Annotated in this window: 16 protein-coding genes; 5 read left to right on the top strand and 11 right to left on the bottom strand. The window is 70.8% G+C overall.

From position 1 onward, the window contains the following. Positions 1-7 precede the first annotated feature (7 nt). Positions 8-508, bottom strand: a complete 501-nt coding sequence (locus FF096_RS18285; protein ID WP_230462737.1) for an SRPBCC family protein — start codon at positions 506-508, stop codon at positions 8-10. 22 nt (positions 509-530) lie between these two features. Here FF096_RS18285 and FF096_RS18280 point away from each other — a divergent pair, with 22 nt between their 5' ends. Continuing rightward, the gene (locus FF096_RS18280; RefSeq protein WP_155220125.1) at positions 531-914 is read left to right on the top strand and encodes a helix-turn-helix transcriptional regulator; all 384 of its coding nucleotides are present in this window, start codon (positions 531-533) and stop codon (positions 912-914) included. Between the two features lie 37 nt (positions 915-951). On the opposite strand, the gene FF096_RS18275 is transcribed toward FF096_RS18280, so the two are convergent. Further along, complete coding sequence (locus FF096_RS18275; RefSeq protein ID WP_309223540.1) at positions 952-1605, bottom strand: hypothetical protein; 654 nt, start codon at positions 1603-1605, stop codon at positions 952-954. A 191-nt stretch (positions 1606-1796) separates the two neighbouring features. Here FF096_RS18275 and FF096_RS18270 point away from each other — a divergent pair, with 191 nt between their 5' ends. Beyond that, positions 1797-2420 carry a DUF6518 family protein gene (locus tag FF096_RS18270; protein ID WP_155220121.1) on the top strand — a complete coding sequence of 208 codons (624 nt, stop codon included), beginning with the start codon at positions 1797-1799 and terminating at the stop codon, positions 2418-2420. A gap of 22 nt (positions 2421-2442) precedes the next feature. Here the strand turns inward: FF096_RS18270 and hisC are convergent, their stop codons facing one another. The 8 genes from hisC to FF096_RS18230 form a co-directional block, all read right to left on the bottom strand. Next, on the bottom strand, positions 2443-3516 hold the full coding sequence (gene hisC / locus FF096_RS18265) for a histidinol-phosphate transaminase (RefSeq protein WP_309223539.1): 1074 nt from the start codon (positions 3514-3516) through the stop codon (positions 2443-2445). Positions 3517-3651: 135 nt separating this feature from the next. Then, a complete protein-coding gene (locus FF096_RS18260) occupies positions 3652-5460 on the bottom strand; it encodes an ABC transporter ATP-binding protein (RefSeq protein WP_155220118.1) in 1809 nt (602 codons plus the stop codon). After that, positions 5457-7361, bottom strand: coding sequence for an ABC transporter ATP-binding protein (locus FF096_RS18255; RefSeq protein ID WP_196222575.1), 1905 nt, complete (start codon positions 7359-7361; stop codon positions 5457-5459). The genes FF096_RS18260 and FF096_RS18255 overlap by 4 nt, the downstream gene beginning before the upstream one ends. Further along, positions 7361-10846, bottom strand: a complete 3486-nt coding sequence (locus FF096_RS18250) for an AMP-binding protein (RefSeq protein WP_155220112.1) — start codon at positions 10844-10846, stop codon at positions 7361-7363. Before FF096_RS18250 ends, FF096_RS18255 begins: the two co-directional genes overlap by 1 nt. Before the next feature lie 49 nt (positions 10847-10895). Beyond that, on the bottom strand, positions 10896-12602 hold the full coding sequence (locus tag FF096_RS27325; protein WP_155220109.1) for a SidA/IucD/PvdA family monooxygenase: 1707 nt from the start codon (positions 12600-12602) through the stop codon (positions 10896-10898). Further along, positions 12586-14250: a class I tRNA ligase family protein gene (locus tag FF096_RS18240; protein WP_196222574.1), complete on the bottom strand. Its 1665-nt coding sequence runs from the start codon at positions 14248-14250 to the stop codon at positions 12586-12588. Before FF096_RS18240 ends, FF096_RS27325 begins: the two co-directional genes overlap by 17 nt. After that, positions 14247-15224 carry a sulfotransferase family protein gene (locus tag FF096_RS18235; protein ID WP_155220103.1) on the bottom strand — a complete coding sequence of 326 codons (978 nt, stop codon included), beginning with the start codon at positions 15222-15224 and terminating at the stop codon, positions 14247-14249. Before FF096_RS18235 ends, FF096_RS18240 begins: the two co-directional genes overlap by 4 nt. A gap of 47 nt (positions 15225-15271) precedes the next feature. Further along, positions 15272-16324, bottom strand: a complete 1053-nt coding sequence (locus tag FF096_RS18230; RefSeq protein WP_155220100.1) for an FAD-binding oxidoreductase — start codon at positions 16322-16324, stop codon at positions 15272-15274. A 533-nt stretch (positions 16325-16857) separates the two neighbouring features. Here FF096_RS18230 and FF096_RS18225 point away from each other — a divergent pair. From FF096_RS18225 to FF096_RS18215, 3 genes are all read left to right on the top strand, one after another. After that, complete coding sequence (locus FF096_RS18225; RefSeq protein WP_155220097.1) at positions 16858-17463, top strand: YdeI family protein; 606 nt, start codon at positions 16858-16860, stop codon at positions 17461-17463. A gap of 98 nt (positions 17464-17561) precedes the next feature. Then, positions 17562-18662 carry a monodechloroaminopyrrolnitrin synthase PrnB family protein gene (locus tag FF096_RS18220; protein WP_155220094.1) on the top strand — a complete coding sequence of 367 codons (1101 nt, stop codon included), beginning with the start codon at positions 17562-17564 and terminating at the stop codon, positions 18660-18662. 47 nt (positions 18663-18709) lie between these two features. After that, a complete protein-coding gene (locus FF096_RS18215; protein WP_155220091.1) occupies positions 18710-20851 on the top strand; it encodes an SAM-dependent methyltransferase in 2142 nt (713 codons plus the stop codon). Positions 20852-20869: 18 nt separating this feature from the next. On the opposite strand, the gene FF096_RS18210 is transcribed toward FF096_RS18215, so the two are convergent. Further along, entirely contained in the window at positions 20870-21337 is a 468-nt protein-coding gene (locus FF096_RS18210; protein ID WP_155220088.1) for an NUDIX hydrolase, read from the bottom strand. Positions 21338-21437 lie beyond the last annotated feature (100 nt).

Genomic DNA, 21437 nt, shown 5'->3' with positions numbered 1-21437 from the left:
TGACGGGTCAGGCGAAGAATCCGGCGCGCAGGTTGATGCCGTGCTCCAGCCACGCCTTGAGGCAGCAGAGCATGTTGGTCCACCCCTCGCAGTTGCCGTACGAGGCCCGCTGGCCCCCGGGGGTGGGCCGCCATCCCTCCTCGGCGATGGTGACCAGCGTCCGGTCGTCACCGAGTGCCTCGAACTCGATGGTGACGGTGGTGAAGTAGGACGCGCCGGTGACCGGCTCGTCGGAGGTGGACTGGGCGTCGTCGGCCGCCTCCCAGCGCAGCACGATCCGCCGGTCCTGCTCCACCTCGACCACCTCGACCGGGAAGGCGCCGGGGAGTTCGGCGAAGTCCCAGGTGACGGTGGCTCCGGTGACCAGTCGGCCCTTCGCGCCGCCGGTGGTGAAGTACTGGGAGAGCTGGTCGGGGTCGACCACCGCCTCGAACACCTCGTGTACGCCCCGACTGATCCGTCCAGCGACCTTGAATCGCAGGTCCATGGTGGTCCTCTCACCCGACATCGACATGTTATAGCTTTATAACATGTCGAGTCACGGCGTACGCGCCGAACCGGATCCGGTCGACGAGGACCGCGTCTTCAAGGCGCTGGCCTCGTCGACCCGGCGACGGATCCTCGATGCGCTCAAGGACCAGCCACGGACCACCGGCGATCTCTGCGAGCGGTTCCCGCACCTGGATCGCTGCACGGTGATGCAACACCTGCGGGTGTTGGAGGCGGCCGGGCTGGTCATCGCCCAGCGCAAGGGCCGCGAGCGGTGGAATCACCTCGACCCGCTACCGATCAAGCACATCCACGACCGGTGGATCGGCGACTACGCCAGCGCGGCGGTGGGGATGCTGGCCACGCTCAAGAGCGACCTCGAAGGCCGTACGCCCGGCCAGCGGCCCCGCCACCACGCCGGGTGACCGGCCCAGCCACGACGCGGGGTGACCGGCGCGGTCGTTACTTCCAGGCGGGCGCCGGCCCGTTGTCGTTGAACCGGAAGCTGCTCATCGGCGGCCGGTCGCCCAGCTTCTCCAGGATCAGCCCGGAGTCCGGCGAGTTCCGCAGGTACGCCGAGTCGAAGCTGATCAGGAATCCCTCGTCCGCGTCGGCGGCGGAGATGGTGAACTGCTGTCGCGGCTCGCCCTCCCGGCAGGCGACGCCCTCCACCGTCAGCGGCCGACCGCCGCCCGGGTTGACCGACTGCCAGCAGATCGGCTTACCACCGCCGGCGCCACGGTACGCCCTGATCAGGTACTTCTGCCCGGTCAGCGGAGTCGGCACGAACAGCTGCCGACCACTGTCGTCGTCCACCTCGGCGAGGCGACCGTCGTCGGTCAGCGACAACCGCGCTTCGAAGGCGTCGATCCGGCTGATGGTGACCTGGCGGGTGCCGGACAACACGTCGGGAGTGGCGGCCGGGGTCGGCGTGGCGGTGGCGACCGGGGTGGTCGTCGGCGACGCGGAGCCCTCGTCGGTGCCGTCCGCCCCACCGCAGGCTCCGGCCCCGAGGGCCAGCGCCACCAGCCCCGCTCCGGCGAGCCAGCTGCGCATCGACATCTCCCACTCCTCATCCCGGCCGGGTGGGCTCTCCCGTCGCACGCCACGCCCCACGGCACCTCTCCTCGATCGACGTACCCGGGCCGAGGCACGGGTATGCGACAGCACTCCAGACTGCTCGCCGGATCGCGATCCGGCCACCCGCCAGGTGCCGACGTCAGCGCCGCACCCGGCGGTAGCGGCCCCATGGAATCGCCTGACCCGCAGCACAGAACCCTGATGCATACCCGGTATTATCTGCTGCGATGCGACCTGAACCCGGTCATCGACACGTCGCGCTCGCCGCATTACTGGGCGGTCTGCTGCTTGGCTCGATCGACTTCATCTGGATCAAGTACGTCCCCTATCCTGCCGGCAACCTGGGCAACTCCAGCGCGGTCTGGGCGGTCGCCGCGTTCTTCTTCGGCCGCTGGGTCCGTACGGGTGCGCTGCGCGCGGCGGTCGGCGCCGCCGTCGGGCTCGTGGTCGCGGTGCCCAGCTACTACGTCACGGCGGCGCTCGTGCAGGGCGACGACTGGTCTGTCCTGTGGGCGCCGTCGTCACTGCTCTGGATGTGCTTCGGCGTCCTCGCCGGAGTGCTCTTCGGTATCGCCGGGGTGTGGGCGCGCGCGGCGGACTGGCGACGGGTGGTCGGGCCCGCGCTACCGGCCGCGGTGCTGTTCGCCGAGGCGGGGCTGGAGATCCGCCGGATCGGCAACCCCGACTACGGCGACGACCCGATCTGGGACGCGCTGATCAAGATCGCGCTCGGTCTGCTGGTCCTCGTCGTGGCGGGGCGCACGAACCGGCAACGCGCGCTGGCCCTGGCCACGGCGCTGCCGCTGGCGCTGGCGGGCCTGGGTGCCTTCCTGCTGGCCAACTTCGGCTGAGCGGACGAGCGAGTACGTCGGCTCAGCCGTGGAGCTTGAGCGCCCGGAGCAGTTCGTCGTTCTCCTCGGGCGTGCCGATCGACAGCCGCACCGCGCCGTCGATCACGCCGCTGCGGTCCCGCAGCCTGATGCCCTGCGCGGCCAGCGCGGCGCAGAGTCGCCGTGGATCCTCGGTGCGTACCAGCAGGAAGTTGGCGTCCGAGGGAAGCACCTCGACGATGGTGGGCAGCTGCGCCAGGGCCTCGCGCACGCGGTCCCGCTCGGCGACGATGCGGTCGATGTTGCGCCGCCCGTAGGCGATGCCGTCGGGCGAGATCGCCGCGCCGATCGCCCGGATCGCCGTGACGGTGAGGGGGTACGGCGGCATGATGCGGCGCAGCACCCCGACGACCTCCGGGTGCGCGAGGGTGATGCCGCAGCGTTCACCGGCGAGGCTGTACTCCTTGGACAAGGACCGTACGACCACGAGGTTGGGCTGCTCGGCGATCGCACCGGCGAGGGACGGTCGACCCGAGTAGTCCAGGTACAGCTCGTCCACCACCACCATCGCCCGGCCGCGCAGCCGCTCGGCGAGCCGCAGCACGGACGCGTGTTCCATCAGGTTGGCGGTCGGGTTGTTCGGTGAGCAGACGAAGACGATCTTGATCCCCGGGTCGGCGTCACAGGCGGCCAGCATCGCGTCCGTGTCGAGCTGGTACGACCCGGCCAGCAGGGGCACCTGCCGCACCGAGGCGCCCTGGATGTGCGCGGCCGTCTCGTACATGACGAAGGTCGGCGGTGTGATCAGGATGGCGTCCCGACCGGCCGCGCAGAACGCGCGGACCAGCAGGTCGATGGCCTCGTCCGCGCCGCGGGACAGGAAGAGCTGCTCGACCGGCAGTCCGTAGATCTCGGAGAATCGGCGCAGCAGCGACGGTGGTTGCGGCTCCGGATACCGGTTGAGCCCCTCCTGTTCGCTGCCGCCCGGGTACGGCGGATAGGGGTTCTCGTTCGCGTCGAGGTGGATCCGCACGGCCTGATCGGCCTCGACGCGCGCCGAACTGTACGGCCGCATCGCGTAGATCTCGGGCCTGACCAGCGAAACGATGTCGTCCACGAACTTCGCGTTCCTCTCCTGCCGGTCCGGGTGTCGGCCGCCGCCACCTCGATCGCCGCGTCGGCCACGCCCCGGTAGGCGCAGGGTACCGCCCACCGGGGCCGCTCTCGTCGGGGCTAGCGGGCACCGGCCCGGTCAGCTGTCCGCACCACCGGTCGCCTCCCCGGCGTACGCCCTCGCCTGGATGCCGAACAGCTCGGCGTACAGGCCGTCGCGGGCCATCAGGTCGGAGTGGCCGCCGACCTCGGTCACCCGGCCCTGCGACAGCACCACGATGAGGTCGGCCATCCGGACCGTCGAGAAGCGGTGCGAGACGAAGACGGTGACCGCCCCGGACTCCTCGCCGACCCGGCGGGCATTCTCCGCGTACCGCTCGAAGAGCACGTGCTCGGCCTGCGGGTCGAGCGCCGAGGCCGGCTCGTCGAGGATGAGCAGCAGCGGAGCGGTACGCATCATCGCCCGGCCCACCGCCAGTTTCTGCCACTGGCCGCCGGACAGCTCCACCCCCTCGATCCAGGACTTGCCCACCTGGGTGGCGAGGCCGTCGGGCAGTCGGTCCACGACATCCTCGGCGCGGGCGCGGCCCAGAGCGGCGTGCACGGCGTCGACGTCGTCGCGACGCGGCAGGTCACCGACGCCGACCACCTGCCCGGCGGGCAGCTCGAACCGGACGAAGTCCTGGAACGCCGTGGCCAACCGGGCCCGCCAGCGCGCCGGTGACATCGTGGCCAGGTCGACGTCGTCGACCAGGATGCGCCCGGCCGTGGGCCGGTAGAAGCCGCAGAGCAGGTTGATGAGGGTGCTCTTGCCCGCGCCGTTCTCGCCGACGATCGCCACCGTCGAACCGGCGGGCAGGTGCAGGTCGACACCGTGGAGCACCGGCTTCACGGTGCCCGGGTAGGTGAACGAGACCCCCGCCAGCCTGATGCCGGACCGGATCCGGTCCGGTGCCGTCGCCGTGGCGGCCCGGCCGGTTCCCGCCGAGACGGTCTGCCGCAGCCAGTGCAGGCGGGTCATGCCCTGGGCCATCCGCTGGAGCTTGCGGAACAGGTCCAGGGCGGCGGTCACCTGCTGGTTCACCTGCACCGCCAGGACGATGACCAGCACCACGTCACCGACCCCGGCGTGCCCGCTGACCGCGTCCCGCAGGACCAGCAGGACCGCACCGACGTACGCGACGCCGAAGACCAGCTGACCGGCCGCCTCGACCAGGGCGGCCCGCCGTTCGGCGCGCCACAGCACCGCCCCGACCGCGTGCCACAGACTCGCGTGCCGGCGGCGCAACTCGGCCTGCAACCGGAACAGGCGCACCTCCTTGGCGGGCCGGGCGCTGGTGGCCATGCCGAAGAGGTGACTCGCCTGGCGGGTGGCGCCCGCCGACTCCTCCTTGGCCCGGTTGACGATCCGCTGCGCCCGCTGGCTCGCCAGCACCGGTGGGATCGCGGCCAACGGCAGCAGGAGCAGCCACGGGTTGACGAAGACCAACAACAGCCCGGTGAGGGCGACCGAGGTCACCAGCGACACCATCGACATCAGCCCCAGCATGCCGTCGTGGAACTCGGCCATGCCCTTCTTCAGCAGCTCGATCTTGTCGGCGTACTCGGCGCTCTCGTACTGCTCGATGCCGGGCGCGGTGTTGGCCAGTTCGACCAGTTCCGCCTCCAGGGCGATCGTCGCCATCTCGGTCGCCTCCGCGTACGGCACGTACGCGAAGTGCTGGAGGATGAGAGCGCCGATCAGACCGGACACGACGAAGGCCGCCGCGACGGTGCTGCCGGAGGTGTCGCCGGAGAGGGCGGCGTTCACCCCGAGCTTGAGGGCGAGCGCCAGCATCGGCCAGGACGCGCCGCCGAGTGCCATCAGCACGATCGACACGGCCATCTTGCGCGGACTGGTACGCCAGGCGATCCGCAACATGCCGCGCATGCTGGTCAACGCCGTCATGACGGCACCTCCACGGTGGTGTCGGCGTCGTCCTCGGCGAACCGTCGCGCCTGGAGGTCGAACAGGTGCGCGTAGGTGCCACCGGCGGCCATCAGCTCGGCGTGCGAGCCGTCCTCGATGATCCGCCCGCCCGACAGCACGATGATGCGGTCGGCGTGCCGCACCGTCGCGAACCGGTGCGAGATGAGCAGTGTGGTGATGCCCCTGGTCAGCGCGGCGAACTCGTCGAAGAAGGCGGCCTCGGCGCGGACGTCCAGCGCGGCCGTCGGTTCGTCCAGGACGAGCACCCGGGCACCGGCCGCGACCGCGTACAGCGACCTGGCGATGGCCAGCCGCTGCCACTGGCCGCCGGAGAGCTGCTCGCCGTCGGCGTGCCGGCGGGTCAGCAGCGTGTCCAGGCCGTCGGGCAGCCCGTCGAGCACCTCGAGTACGCCGGCCTCCTTCGCGGCCCGACGCACCGCGTCCGGGGCGGCCGGTGCCTCGACGGCGCCGAAGGCGATGTTCTCGGCGGCCGTCAGCTCGTAGCGGTTGAAATCCTGGAAGATCACCGCGAGTTGCCGCCGCCAGCTGTCGATCGGCAGGTCACGCAGATCGCGGCCGTCCACCAGCACCGCTCCGGCGGCCGGGTCGTAGAGCCGGGACAGGAGCTTGACCAGGGTCGTCTTGCCGGCACCGTTCAGCCCGACGATGGCGGTGCACTCCCCCGCCCGCAGCGTCAGGTCGAGTCCGTCGAGGACCGGTACCGACGACCCGGGGTAGTGGAACGACACCCCGGCGAACCGGATCTCGCGCGCCGGTAGGCCGGCCGCGTCGGCGGGTGTCCGCGCCCCGACGCGGGGCGCGGGACGCTCGGTGTCCTCCAGGTCGGACACCTGCCGCTGGAAGGTGTCCATGGCCCGCGCCGCGAGCATGCCGAACTGGGTCGCCGTGTCCGCCTCGTGGTAGAACTCGCCGAGCAGCACCGCCGCCACCAGCGCCTGCAAGGTCAGGGTGAGCGCGAACAGTGTCAGTTCGCCCGCCGCGGCGGCGCGCAGCACGGACGCCAGCACCACGAAGGTGATCACCAGGCTGGCGGCGGTGAACCAGACGAAGTTGACCACGCTGACCCGGCGGCGTTCCCGCCAGACCGGCCGCAGGGCCTCCAGCGCGGCCGACCGGTAACGTTCACCGACCCAGTCGGCCAGGCCGAAGACCCGCATCTCCTTGGCGTTCTCCGCGCCCATGCCGAGCACCCGGAAGTATTCGGCCTCGCGCCGGTAGCGCGTGCGGTGCGGCCACAGTCGGGTGTACATCCTGACTCCGCCGCGTTGGCCGTACCGGAACATCATCGTGACGACGCCGATGGCGGCGGCGGCCCACCAGGCGTACGCGACGCCGATGACGCCGAGGAATCCGAGCAGCCGTGCGTATCGCAGCACCAGCGCGAGCGTGCCGGCGGCGGCGTCGCCCGGTGTGCGGTTGCCCTTCTCCAAGCCCTCGGCCGCCTGTTCGAGGTTGGCCAGTGACGCCTGGTCCTCCAGGGGCGTGATCCCGGCGGTACGCAACGACGTCGCCATCAGGCGATCCTGGAAGCGCCCGTCGACCTGGTGCTTGAGCCGCTGACCGAACGACACGGACAGCGGGGTCAGCTGCTGTTGCAGCAGGAACAGCGCGCTCGCCACCACGAACGCGTACGTCAGCTCGCGCCAGGCCGGCGAGCCGAGCCCGCCGGAGACCGCTGCCGGAGCCCGGCTGATGACCGTGCTGGTGGCCACCACGAACCCGACCGGCAGCAGTCCGACCACGACGTTGAGCACCGCGATCATCGTGGTCAGCCCTCGGGGGACCTCTTTGAGCTGGGCGAAGAGGAACAGCCGTGGCTCCACGGCCTCCGCCCAGTACCGTCGTGCGCGGGCCCCCATCAGCTGCCCTCCCGCGTCGGCTCGCCCAGCAACGCCGTGGCCACCTCGCCGACCAGCAGGTCCTCGTGCCGGGCCCGCGACAGCAGCGGGCCCAGGGCGCGCAGGAAGTGGCGGATCCGCTCCGGCGGCAGGACGGCGGTGTCGGCGAGCAGGAACACCTCGCAGTGCGGTCCCCGTTGCGCCAGACCGAGGCAGAAGGTCATGTCGCTGTAGGGGTCGCCGCGTACCAGGAACGGCTCCCCGACCGGCTCGGCGTCCGGTCCCGGCTGCCATTCGCGGCCGAGCCGGGCGTCGTTGAAGTACCAGGACAGGTCCGGTCGGCCGGTGGCACCGATCTCGTCGCGCAACGCCGCCAGCGCCATCGGGTCACAGCGGGCGTTGAAGTACGCCTCCGTCGCCGTCCGGTACGTCTCCTTGATCGCCTCCGCCAGGGTGCGGTCCTGGCTGCCGTGGTGGACCACGAGCGCGTCCTGCACGGTGGGTCCGGCGTTGCGGCGCTCGCGGGGCGTGAACCGGTTGCCCGAGATGAGCAACAGCCCGACGGTGTCCCGCTGTTGCAGCGCGGCGGTCGCGACGGCCGCGAGGGTCAGCATCACGGTGGACGTTGAGGTGCGGGTACGCGCGGCGAGTTCGGCCGCGTACGCCGGGACCTCCGCCGACCACAGTGCCCAACGCTGCCACCGCGGATCGACCCTGGTCGCCTCCGGCCGCTGGCCCACCGACGGCAGTTCGGTCAGCCGTTCCCGCCAGTACGCCAGCGCCTGCTCGCTGCGTCGCCGCCCTCGGGGCGACCGTTCCTCGACGACCTCGTCGGCGGGCTGCACCGGGTCGGGCAGTACGACCGAGTCACCCCGGATCCATCCGGCGAGGCTCTCGGTCACCCGCTCGATGCTCCATCCGTCGAAGGCGAGGTGTGAGGCGACGACCGCGATGGAACGCACCCGGCCCTCGGCGCGGACCAGGCACAGGCGTACCGGCCACTGCCGGGCGTGGTCGAACGGTTCGGCCGCGAGTTGTGCCGCGCGGGCACGCCCGGCCTCGTCGACCCCGTCGGGTTCGGTGTCGACGACCTCGACCCGAAGGTTGCCGTTCGCCGCCACCTGCTGGACCGGTTCGTCACCGGCCAGGACGAACCGGGTGCGTACCGGCTCGTAGGTCTCGACGAGGCGACCGACGGCGGCCAGGCAGGCGTCGATGTCGGCACCCGGGTCGCCGAGGTCGACGAACCGGGTGATGTTCAGGGCGGCGAACGCCGGCCCGTACCACTGGAGGGGCCGCCACATGTGCAGCTGCCCCCAGGTCAGCGGGGCGGAGCGGCCGGATGCGGCGAACGGCACGGCCACCCGCTGGATCCGACCGGTCGGGTCGGCCACGACCGGCTCGTCCTGCACCACCGGCACGTCACCGTGGACGTCCACGGTGACGGTCGGTGGGGTGACGACCGGCGGCTCGGCCCCCGAGGCGGGACGGCGGGCGAGCGCGGCCAGCGCGCGCGGGCTGCCGTGTTCGAAGAACTCGTTGATGGAGACCTCGACGCCCGCCTCCTGCGCCAGTGAGATCGCCTGCACCACGTTGACCGAGTCGCCGCCGAGGTCGCGGAAGTTGTCGTCCGCGCCGACCCGCTCCAGGTGCAGCACGTCGGCGAAGATGCCGCAGAGCGCTTTCTCCTCGGGCGTGGCGGGCTCGCGGAACGCGCCCGCCGTCTCGGGTCGGATGCCCCGGATACCGGCCAGCCGGGCATAGTCGATCTTGCCGTTCGGGGTCAGCGGGAACTCCCGGGTCACCACGTAGTGCGAGGGCACCCAGGGCTCGGGCAGTTCGGCCAGCAGGCGCTCCCGGATCTCCCCCACCGAGGGCTGCTCGTCCGGCGCGGGCCGCAGCAGCGCGGTCAGCCGGGGCACCTCCTGGCTGTCGGGGATGACCGACACGACGGCCTCGGCCACCCCCGGGCAGCGCAGCACCGCCTCCTCCACGGTGGGCAGTGTGATGCGGTGTCCACGGATCTTCACCTGCCGGTCGGAGCGGCCGAGCACCTCGACGGTGCCGTCCGGCCGCATCCGGGCCAGGTCGCCGGTGTGCAGCAACCGTTCGCCGGGCCGCCCCCACGGATGTGGCCGCCAGCGTCGGGCGGTGAGGGCCGGATCGCCGTGGTACCCGCGCCCGATCACCGCGCCCGCCAGGCACAGCTCGCCGACCTCGCCGTACGGCAGTCGCCGGCCGTCCGGACCGAGGACGTGCACCTCCGCGTTGAGGATGGGCGCGCCCACCGGGAGCCGGTCGCCGATCGGCTCGTCACCGCGGATCCAATACCAGGTGGCCCCGCAGGTCTCGCTCATGCCGTAGTGGTTGGCGTAGCGCGATCCCGGGCTCTCGGCCATCCACCCGGCCAGTGCGGGCGTACGCACCAACGGCTCACTGCCGATCATGTAGAGCCGGGCCAGCTTCGCCACGTCGCCGATCGAGGTCAGCGCGCGAACGTGCGAGGGGGTGAGCTTGAGGAAGCCGCACCTGCCCTGGCGTGCCTGGTCGCGCAGTTCATCGAAGGCCACCGGCTCCGGTGCCACATCCAGTTCCCAGCCGGCGACCAGTGCGGTGAACAGCGTCATGACCGAACCGACGAAGTACAGCGGCGCGTGCAGCAACGCCCGTTCGCCGGGTTCGAGGGCGAACTCCTCGGCGCACCACTGGACGTAGTTGACCAGTTGGCGGTGGGTGCCGAGGACCCCCTTCGGCGGCCCACTGGTCCCCGAGGTGTACGCCACGTAGGCGAGGTTCTCCCCCGCGACCGGCGGGAACTCGATCGTGGTGTCGTCCTCCCCGTCGTCATCGGTCAGCGTGACGACGCCGTCGTAGTCGGCCAGTGCCGCCCGACCGGCGACGTCGGTGAGCACCGGCGGGTTGCCCGCGTCGCGCAGCACCATGCGCAGCCGGGCGACCGGGTCGGCGGTGGACATCGGCAGGTACGGCGAGCCGGACCGCAGGATGCCGACGATCGCCACCACGGCGTCGGCGGATCGGGGCAGCAGCACCGCGACGGGCTTCTCCGGACCGGCGCCGAGGGCAGCCAGCCGGGTGGCCAGCCGTCGGGTCCGCCGGGCCAGGTCGGCGCGGGTCACGGTCGTCCCGGCGAACCGGATGGCGATCTCGTCCGGGAAGCCGTCGTTACGACGGTCGATCAAATCGGCGATGCCGATGTCCGGGACCGGCACGGCGGGACCCCGCGCGCCGGAACTGTCCGCCACCACCTCGCTGGGGCGGTGCGCGTCCAGATGCCACGGCCGTGGGCCCGGCGTCCGTACCGACCGGGGACGCATGTCCGTCCAGGTACGGCCGATGTGGTCGAGGCACTCGTCCTCGCTGCCGGCGACGTCGGTGGTGGTCCACCCGGCCGGCGGCGCGGTCCCCGCCGGCCAGGTGGAGAACTCCGACTCGTCGTTGCGCACCACGACGAAACCACTCGTCGTCGGCCTGTTGTCGTCCTGCATCACGGCTCCTTGCGTCGTCGGGTCGTCCTGCCGCGCCGGTTCCGTCACGTCACCACCAGACCGAGAAGATCCGCAGCGGCTCGGTGCCGGTGTTGACCACCTGGTGCGGCACCTTGCTCGGCATGAACACCATGTCGCCCGGGGCCACGTCGATCGCGTCGTCGTCGGAGACGAGTCGGCCACGGCCGGAGCCGACCATCCAGATCTCCTCCACCTCGTGGACGTCGAGGTCGCTCACCGCCCCCGGCGGCACCTCCCACCGCGACGAGTGGAACGGCACCGGACGGATGTCGCTGCCGGGCAGCACCGCCATCTCCACGGACATGCCACCGGGAGACCGCTCGGGGCAGCGGAAGCCGACGGTCAGCGGACCCCCGCCGATCGGCGCGGCCTCGGTCTCGGCTGGCGCGGTGTCCGGCGGCACCGTCACCGTGGTCGGCGCCGTCACCGTGGTCGGCACCGGACCGAACCGGGAGGTGGACTGCTCCCGCTCGGTGTCGTAGACCTGCCGCCCGTAGATGGCGTTGATGATGCGGGCGCTGCGCCAGGCGGCCAGGCTGAGGTTCGGATCGGCGATGCCGTGGGTGTGCTCGGCCGCGTTCTGCACATAGATCGACAGCGACTCGGGGCCGCCCCAGTCCAGCCGGTAGTCCCGACTGATGCGTAGCTGGCCGTCGTCGCGGCGCGGCTGCGGGTCCAAACCGGCCAGGTAGGCGGGCAGGCCGCCGCGGTACCCGGTGCAGAAGACGATCACGTCGGCGGGCACCTCGAACCGCCCGGTGCCGTCCAGTTCCCTGACCAGCGCCACGTGGCGGTCACCGTCCGGGCGCAGGGCCTCGACGTGGCAGGCCGGGCGGAGATGGTGCCGCACCTGACCGGCGTGTGCCATGTCCAGGTAGTACAGCCGACGGTAGATGTCCCGCAGCGTCGACTCGGAGATGCCGTCGCTGGCCAACCGGTGTGTCTTGAGCAACGACTCCCGCCGCTCCCGGGGCAGCGCGTAGAAGTGGTCGACGTAGTCGGGGAAGAACCATTCGTTGGTGAACGGCGAGTCGTCGAGCGGTTGAAAGCCGCTGCGCTTGGACAGCCAGGTCAGTGACGCCGGCAGCGCGCCGGTGTCGGAGAGGAGGTAGTCGACCACCTCGCCGCCGCTCTGCCCGCCGCCGACGACCAGGACGTCCTTGCCCGCGACGTCCAGCGCGCCGACCATGAGGTCGCTGCTGTGCATCACCCGTCGGCCGCGTAGCGCGGCGGCGAACGGCGGCAGGTAAGGCTGCTTGCCGGTGCCGAGCACCAGAGTGGACGCGTACGCCCGAACCTCGCCGGAAGTGGTGCGGACGGTGACCTCGAAGCGGTCACCGTCCGCCTCGACGCGCTCGACGACGTGGCCCCACCGCACACCCGACAGTCGTTCCGCGGACCACCGGTAGTACTTCTCGAACTCCTCGCGGTAGGTGCCGCTGGTGGCGCAGGCGATCAGAAAGCGGTGCAGGGTGCCCTGCTCGGCCAGGTAGTTGAGGAAGGTGAACTTGCTCGTCGGGTCGACGGTGGTCACCAGATCCTTCAGGAAGGACACCTGGAGCTGGCCTTCCGGCACCATCATGCCGGCATGCCACTGGAAGAACGGCGCAGCCTCCAGGAAGCATGCCTGCCTGCCGTCCACCGGCTCGTGCAGCGCACCGAAGCTCAGGTTCGCCGGCCCCAGGCCGATCCCGAGGATGTCGGTCTCGATTGTGTCGTCAGTCGATCGATTCACGGGTCACCACCTCGCTCATCTGGATGTCACCGGCCTGCAACGCCTTGCCCACCTGGTCCAGCCCGACGACGGTCGACCGGTCCACCGGTAGCGCGTCGCGGTCGGCCCACGGCACCTCGTGCACCTGTCCCGCCAGCCCCAGCGCCGCCCAGACCTGCTGGGCCGTGGTCGGCGCGATCGGGCTGAGGCACAGTGCGAACACCGCGGCGGCCTCCAGTTCCAGGTCGACGGCCCCGGCGAGGCCGTCGATGCCGGCACGCGCCACGTCGTGTGCGGCGCCGAAGTCCGCCGCCTCCCGCACCAGCAGGTCGAGCAGGGCGACGGCCCGCCGGGTGGAGAACTCCCCGGCGTCGAGTGCCTGGTCTATCTGGTCGGCGAGCTGCTGGACGCGCGAGCGGAACCGACGCTGCTCGACGGTACGGTCGGCGAGCGGTCGCGCAGCGCCCGTGCTCGTCGCGGCGCGACGGCTCAGCTCCTCCCACCACCGCGCCCAGCGGGGCAGCAGCACCCCGCGCAGGTGGAGCTCGAACTGCGGCCAGGTGAAGTTGGTCTCGGCCACCGCGGGCCCCTCGGCGGCCAGGTAGAGCCGCAGCAGGTCCGCGGGTACCTCGTCGAGCACCTCCCGCAGCCAGATCGCGTGCCGCCTGCTGGTGGAGAACTTCAGCCCGTCGAGTTGGTAGAACTCGTTGGTGACGAACGCCGTCGGCGGCCGGACGTCCGAGTCGAAGGCGGTCATCAACGCCGGGAAGAAGGCCGCGTAGAAGAAGGCGTTGTCGTACCCGGAGAACTGGACGACCCGGCCGGATCGACGCCACAGGTCCGGATGCCCCGGGTACGTGCCGAGATATCCGGCGGCCATCTCGGCCCACACGTAGATCCGCTGGTCGGTGAACCCCTCGACGGTGGCGGGGATGCCCCAGTCGCCCGGGTAGGTGACCGCGAGTTCCGGCAGTCCGGCGGCGGCCGTCTCCCGGCAGAGTCGGGCGACGTGGGGGCTCATCACGGTGTCGGCCCAGTACGCGGCGAGCCGGTCACGGTGCGGTTCGAGCGGGAAGACGAGTTGACGCACCTGGCGGAGTTCGCACCGCAGGCCGCAGACGGTGCAGGTCGGGTCGCTGAGGTCGGCGCACTGGTTGGTCCAGCCGCAGCTCTCGCAGGCGTTGCCTCCGGTACCGGCGCCGCAGTGTGGGCACCCCCCCGAGACGTACGCCTCATAGCACCAGCGCGCGCAGCCGGCGCAGTACGGCAGTGGCCGCTCGCGGGCCACCACCTGGCCGCGTTCGTGCAGCAGCCGGATGAAGTCCTGCACGAAGGCGGTGTACCGGGCCGACCCGCGTGGCCGCACCATCACGTCGATCGACATGCCGGAGCGGTCCAGCGCGGCCTCGATGCGAGCCCCGAAGTCGTCGGCGACCTGTTCCGGTGTCCGCCCGTCGCGGATGCCCTGGAGCGCGGTGTAGGTCTGGTGGTCGTCCAGTCCGCACAGGTAGACGGCCGAGGTGTCCTTGCGTCGCTGGTGACGGGCGAAGATGTCCGCCGCCAGGTAGGGCCCGGACAGGTGCCCCAGGTGCAGGTCACCGTTGGGCGTCGGCGGCGGCGCGATGACCAGCCACGGCTGCTGCTGGGCCTGCTCTGTCGGGGTGTTCACAGCGCCTCCGGGAAGATCTTCTGCCGCCACTGCGGGCTCACCTGGAGTTCCCGGCAGAACCGGTCGACCGACGTGCGGTAGCTCGCCACGACCATGTCGTCCTCGGCGTGGCACAGCTCGTCGTCGCGGAGCTGGCTGATCCGGCGGGGCTGGTAGCTGTAGGCGTCGCCCTGCCCGTGGATGCCGGGCACCACGTACTCCTGCGGCTCGTCGGGGTAGTGGATCCTGGCGTCCGCGGAGTTGAGGTCACCTGCGGCGCCCCAGCCGCTGAGCAGGCGCTCGTCGAAGAGGTCGCCGATGCCGATCCGGTCGAACAGCCAGCGGACGGTCTCGGCCGGTGCGCGGCTCGCCTCGTACGGGAAGTGGGTGGTGGTCACCCCCTCCCGCTGCGCGAAGGCGCGCATCCGGTCGTAGTTGGCGGTGCTGAGCAGGAAGTTCTCGATCACCCGGGTGCGGCCGATCTTCTCGTGCCACTTGCCCATCCAGGAGTCGAGCGAGTCCCGGGGTTCGCGATCGAGCACCAGCAGGTGGAGTCGGTCTGCCGGCCATCCGGCGGCCATCAGGCACTCGATCGGGTTGAACAGTGCCTCGTACGGCAGATAGGGCCCGGCCATCTCCTTGGCGAAGAGGACGCGTTCGCCCGGCCCGAACCGCCACGGCGCCCCGGCGCCACCGACCAGCCGGAACCGCGCGACGGTCTTGACCGGTTGGTAGTAGGCGGCGGCACCGGCGATGCCGAACAGGTTGGTCATCGCGGTCGACCCGACGCGGCAGCGCCCCCAGCCGACGACCAGGAGCGGGAAGTCCAGGACGTCCTCGAAGCCGGCGCGCAGGACGCCGGACACCTCGTCGGACAGGCCCCGGATGGTGACCTCCTGATGCTGATACCGGCCGTCGGGCGGCAGCGGGACGTCGACGAGACCCGGGTCGTCCGTGACGGCGGCAGCACGAAGCGAGGTGAAGTTCGTGGTCATGACTGTCCTTCCGAACTGAAGCTGGCGGCCGGGCGAGCCGGCGGATGTCATACGGCGGTGAGCCGGTCGACCGCTCGCGCGGCCATGCCGGGGGCGAGCCGCACACCTGAGCCGGACCCGGCACCGGCGAACAGCAGGCTGCCGTCCGCGTCGAGCCAGAGCACGGCCGGAAGGCGTTGGGCCTGGTAGACGTCGGTGCCCGCGCGCCCCCCGGCACAGGTGGCGGCGAACGACGGGCCGACCCGACGGGCGACCACTGCCCGCCCGGCCGCCTGGTCCGACGGCGTGGGAACAGGCTCGCCGATGCCCGGCGGCTGGTCCCACCGGTCCAGGTAGAAGCTCGTGACGGTGTACCCCAGGCGCGGTTCGGGCAGCAGGAAGACGTCGTCGTCGAGGAAGTAGACCGCCCGGTCGGTCGCCGTCGGGGCGTTGTAGGCGTGCAGGGCCACCACCCGTTTGCGGTCCTCCGGCGGGTGGGCCACGGGTGGCGCCGGGGCGTCCAGTGCCGGCAGGTCCCACGGCCCGACGGCGAGCACCACCCGGGCGGCCGTCGTCGTCCCATGGTCGTGCTCCACGAGCCATCGCCGCTCGTGGCGGCGGACGGCGTTCACGGACGCGGCGACGACGCGTACGTTCGGCGACGCCGCGACGAGCTGACCGGCGAGTTCGCCGGCCCGCACCCGGTACGCGCCGTCGAGCCGAACGATCTCGTGCCCGGCGAGGTCGCACTCGGGATATCGGTCCGCGAGCCAGGCGAGGTCGTCGGAGGTCGGCTCGTGTGCCGCCCCGCCGGCCATCGTGGCGAGGAAGGCGCTGCGCGCGGTGGTCCGCAGAACGACCAGGAACCGCAGCTCACGGATGGTGTCCTCGGCGACGAACGAACGGTACGCGGAGAAGACCGGCTCGCCGTCGCGGACGAGTGACCGGATGCCGGTGGTGGCGCCGAACGGTACGTAGAGCCCGGCCGACGCGGCTGTCGTGCCACACCCGATCCCGCGCGGATCCAGCAGGTGGACCGCCCAGCCGGGGTGTCGGCTCGCGGCCTGGTGCGCCACGCTCGCGCCGATGATGCCGCCACCGACCACGAGGCAGTCGATCATCGCTGGCGGCGACGTGCGGTGGATAACGTTTTACTCGGCATCGCGCAGGATGCACCCAGGCATGTGTTCATGATTTTTCCCCCGTGGGCCCAGTGGGCCGAAGATGATCCCCGTTTGCTGCGTAGCACGAGCCAGGAAAGGGAACGCCGTCCCTTGTGTGAGCCCCCGCGCCGATGCGGGCAACTGCTCCGCAGACGCCTCATGATTGACACGCGCCAATCCGGATGTCAATCAAACTGGTCAACAATGTCCAATTAACCTGGTCAGGGCCGCGTCAGCGGGCGGCAGCATCCCAGCTGATGGTCGACCGAGGTCGCGGACCAGCGGCACGACACATCGGCGACATCCGCCGTTAACAACTGTGAATTTTCTCCACAGGTCGGCTGGGACCACCGAACCGTCGGCCTGCGGTTCTCGTTTCGACACGGGTTTCGACGCTCCGGCACGCGGGACGGCCGTGGCGCACCAGCCGCTGCGGCTGCGGCTGCGGCTGCGGCTGCGGCTGCGGCTGCGGCTGCGGCTAGTCTGCCGTCATGGCGGGCGCTGAACTGGAAGAGCTGATCGTCGCGGACGCCGAGGCGCTCCGCGCCTGGTTGACCACCTTCCACGCCACGTCGCCCGGTGTCTGGCTAGCCCTGACCAAGAAGGGCGGCTCGGTGACCACGCTGACCTGGCAGCAGGCGGTCGACGAGGCGCTGTGTTTCGGGTGGATCGACGGGCAGGCCCGCAAGCGGGATCACGAGACCTCCTGGATCCGGTACACCCCCCGGCGCCCGCGCAGTTCGTGGTCGCAGCGGAACGTGGCCAATGTCGCCCGGCTGGAGGCTCAGGGACGGATGCTGCCCCCGGGCCGCGCCGCCGTGGAAGCCGCCAAAGCGGACGGCAGGTGGGCGGCCGCGTACGCGCCGCCGTCGGAGGCCGAGGTGCCCGCCGACCTCCTCGCCGCCATCGCCGCCGACCCCGCCGCCCAAGCCATGTTCGACGTGCTCACCAAGACCAACCGGTTCGCCCTCATCCACCGCGTCAACGCGGTCAAGCGGCCGCAGACCCGCGAGCGGAAGATCGGCGAGTTCGTCGCCATGCTGGCCCGTCACGAGACGATCTATCCGCAGAAGGCCAAGCCCCGGCCCTCGCCGTAATCGACGCCGCCGGATCGGCGCGGCAATCTGTCACAGCTCTGTTCGGTTTCCGCACGACGCGAGACTTTCCTGCTCGAATCGGGGGCACCACTGGATCCGTGGGAAGGGTTCACGTGCACCGCTGGGCAGATGTGGATGTGATCTCCGAGGAGAAGAACGAGCAGGTCAGGCAGCTCGACCCGTTGAGGCTGGACGACGAGCTTCGGGTGTTGCCGAAGCTGAACATGGCCGCCGACGTGGCCGCGTTGGTGCGGGTGCTGGGCGACGCGCTGCCCTCCGAGGAAAGCATCGCGGCTTTCACCACCACGGAGTGCCTCGCCGCCATGCGGGACCTGGGCATGTATCTCGGCAGCCTGCAACGGCACGGAGTGTCCCCCTTCGAGGCTGTCCACGGAGCGACCCGGTCGTTCCAACTGCTGGGCGGACGCACGAGGATGATCCCGCGCGACACGGTGTACCACTACACCTCCTGGAACCCGGTCGGTGAACGTGAACGGCTCTACACCGGCCACCCGATGGAGCGCAGCCTGATCGACGCGGTACGCACCTGCGTGCCGAACCTCGCCCGTGCCGTCGACATCGGGAAATCGCTGCTCGACGAGGATCCGGCCGCACCCGCGCACGCGGACCGGTTGGCGTCGCTGGCCTCGCACATCGCGGTGGCCGACACGGTCATGAGCGGCATCCGGGTGAAGGTCACGCCCGAGTTCTTCGCGCGGGTGCTCAGGCCGTTCTACGAGGACGTCCGGGTCGCGGGACGGGTGTACATGGGTCCGGCCGCAGCCCACATCCCGATCTTCCTCATCGACCTGCTGCTCTGGGCATCCGACCGGGCGAGCCCCGGCTACCTCCAGTTCTGCGCCGAGGTGTCGTCGCAGACCCTGCCGCAGTGGCAGGAGCGGTACGCCGAGTGGGCGAACGCACCGTCCATCACGTCCCGGGTGGTGGCGGCCCTCGAACGTTCCGCCTCACCTGCCGAGGACAAGCACGTGGAGTCCAGTGCGAAGAGCCTGCGGCAGGCGCTCCAGACGCTCACGTCCTTCCGCGGCAAACACCTGGTGATGGCACGACGTGCCTACCACGAGGAACTGCGGCTCTACGAACTGGGCAGTGGCGGGGGAAGCGTGGGGCTCCTGGAGGAGATCCTCGCCCTCACCAGGCACAACAGCGCCATGCTCAACGCCACCACTGCGCAGTGAGTTCAGTTGCCGCGACGTACGAGGGTGAGTTGTCGACAGTGGAAATCATGATTGTTGGTTCCGGGGTCGCCGGACTGGCCACCGCGATCAGTCTGCACGAGGCGGGATTCGACCAGGTCACGGTCTACGAGTCCGAGCCGCAGCTGCGTCCACACGGCCTCGGGCTGAACATCCTGCCCAACGCCGTCCGGGAACTCGCCGAACTCGGACTGCTGGACCAGTTGCAGCAGAGCGCTGTCCGGAGCCAGGAACTGGCGCTGTACAACACCCGCGGCGACCTCATCTGGCGCGAGGACCGCGGCACGGTGGCCGGGTACCGATGGCCGCAGCTCTCGATCTCCCGCGCCCACCTCGTGACGGTCCTGGCCGACGAGGTACGGCGACGCCTGGGTGACCAGGCCATCGTCACCGACGCGCGACTCGTCGGGCTGCACAGCGAACCCGGCCGGAACTACGCGACCGTCACGGGCCGGGACGGCTCGACCCGGGTCGTCGAGGCGGACCTGATCGTCGGCGCGGACGGCATCCACTCGGCCGTCCGCGCAGCGTTCTACCCCAACGAGGGGCCGCCGCCGAGCAATGGCATCACGATGTACCGAGGGACCGCCCACGCACCGGACTTCCTGACCGGAAGCACCATGGCAGTCCTCGGAGATGACCGGCGGCGACTCGTGCTGTACCCGATCGCCCGAGACACCGCCCCGGGGAGATCCCTGGTCAACTGGGTCGCCGCCCTGCCCGAGGACGAAGCCAACCCGCTGCACCGCGAACAGATGGAGGTCGCCGACCGGCGCGAGGCGGTACTCCTCCAGTTCGGCAGCTGGGCACCTCCCGGCGTCGACCTGCCGCGCCTGCTCGAAGACACGGCGGACGTGCAGCAGTACTCGATGATCGACAGGGATCCCATCCCGCAGTGGAGTTTCAACAATGTGACCCTCGTGGGAGACGCCGCCCACGCGATGTATCCGGCCGGCTCGAACGGGGCCACGCAGGCCATCGTCGACGCCCGCGTACTCGCCTGGCACCTGGCCGCCCACGCGGCCACCGACGTGGCCGCCGGGCTGCGCGCGTACGAGGAGGAACGCCGGCCGCAGATGACCGAACTGCAACAGGCGAACCGCTCGATGGGGCCCGAGAAGGTGATCACGCTGGCCCACCTGCGCGCACCCGACGGATTCGGCGACGTCAGGGAGGTCTTCAGCGAGGAGGAACTCGCGGCGATCTCCCGCAACTACGCCCGGACCGGCAAGTTCGACCAGGACTGGGTCAACTCCCGACCGTCGCTCACCGTCACCCAACCGCATCGGGAGGCGGAAAGAACTCCCGCTCCGACGGACGACGCGACCCAGCTGACGGTACGCGAGGACGAGTCCCGGGCGGTGAAGGAGACCAGTTTCATCACCGCCGTCATCCGAGCCATGGAACACGATCGTGCCGACGCCTACTTGGCGGACCCGTACGCGGAGCTGCTCAGCACGCCGGTGTCCCGGAAGATGGCCGACGCGGCGCTGGCCGCCGGTGGCACCATCGGCTCCGTGATCGTCCGAGCCCGCTTCGGTGACATCGCCCTACGCGAGGCGATCTCCGACGGGATCACCCAGGTGGTCTGCCTGGCTGCGGGCAGTGACACCCGGGCCTGGCGGCTCGGCCTTCCCGCCGGTACCCGATTCTTCGAGATCGACCTGCCCGGGCAGTTGGAGGCCAAGGATCGGCTGCTGGAACCGGTCCGGGACCGCCTCACCTGCCGTCGCGTCTGTCTCGGCGAGGACCTTCGCCGGGAAACCTGGCCACAACGTTTGCTGGCGGCCGGCTACCAACCGGACCGACCCACCGTCTGGATCATCGAAGGGCTGCTGCCGTACCTCCAGGTCGAGGACTTCACCCGTCTGATCGGGACCGTCAGGAAGATGTCGGCCCTCGGCTCGGTGCTGCTGGTCGACGCGCCGCACGCCGACTTCTTCACGGACCCGACCAACGAGACGTTCCTGACGTTCATGAGATCGCGCGGGTCCGCGTTCCAACTGGGCCTCGACGACCTCGGCGACTTCCTACGCCACCAGGGCTGGACGGCGGAGGCGTACACGCTGCGACAGTTGCACGCGGGCGAGTGCGCGTGGTTGCCCGCACCGCCCGAACGGCTCTGCCCGCCCCACGACCATCACTGGGTGGCCCGCGCGCACCTGAGCTGAGCGTCCACGCGCCGCTCCTCAGTGCTGCACGAGCCCGCCGACCGGCACCGCAGGGACGTGGCCGGTCGGCGGACGCGTACCCGCCAGGGCGATACCGATGTCCACGAGGGAGGATCGGCGCAGACGCACCACGTCCGGCATCGGGGTCCAGACCGACTCGACCACGTTCCCGTCGGGCTCCGGGCGCGGCACACCCGAGGTGATGCGTACCTGGTAGTAGACACCCACGTTCTGGTGCACCTGCCCTGACCGCGCCTCCACAGCGGGAATCACCCGGGAGTCGATGCCCAGCAGGCGCTCGACCACCGCGTCGCAGCCGGTCTCCTCGGCGACCTCCCGGATCACCGTGTCGAACGGATCCTCCGCGTGTTCCACCCCGCCGCCCGGAAGGGTCCAGCTCGACCCACCGTCCGGCGACACGTGATGGGCGAGCAGTATCCGCTCGTGCTCGATGCACACGGCGTACGCCGCCAGCCGAAAACTCATCCCCCGCACCTCCCCACCACTAACTTGATCTTTAACCTGTGGTCGGTTTGTATCGACCCTGGCTGATCATGGCCGCAGCCCTTGGTTGATCATTCTTCTT

It is taken from the genome of Micromonospora sp. CP22, from assembly GCF_009712475.1.
Lineage (GTDB): Bacteria > Actinomycetota > Actinomycetes > Mycobacteriales > Micromonosporaceae > Micromonospora.
This window is presented reverse-complemented; position numbering and strand designations above follow the sequence as displayed.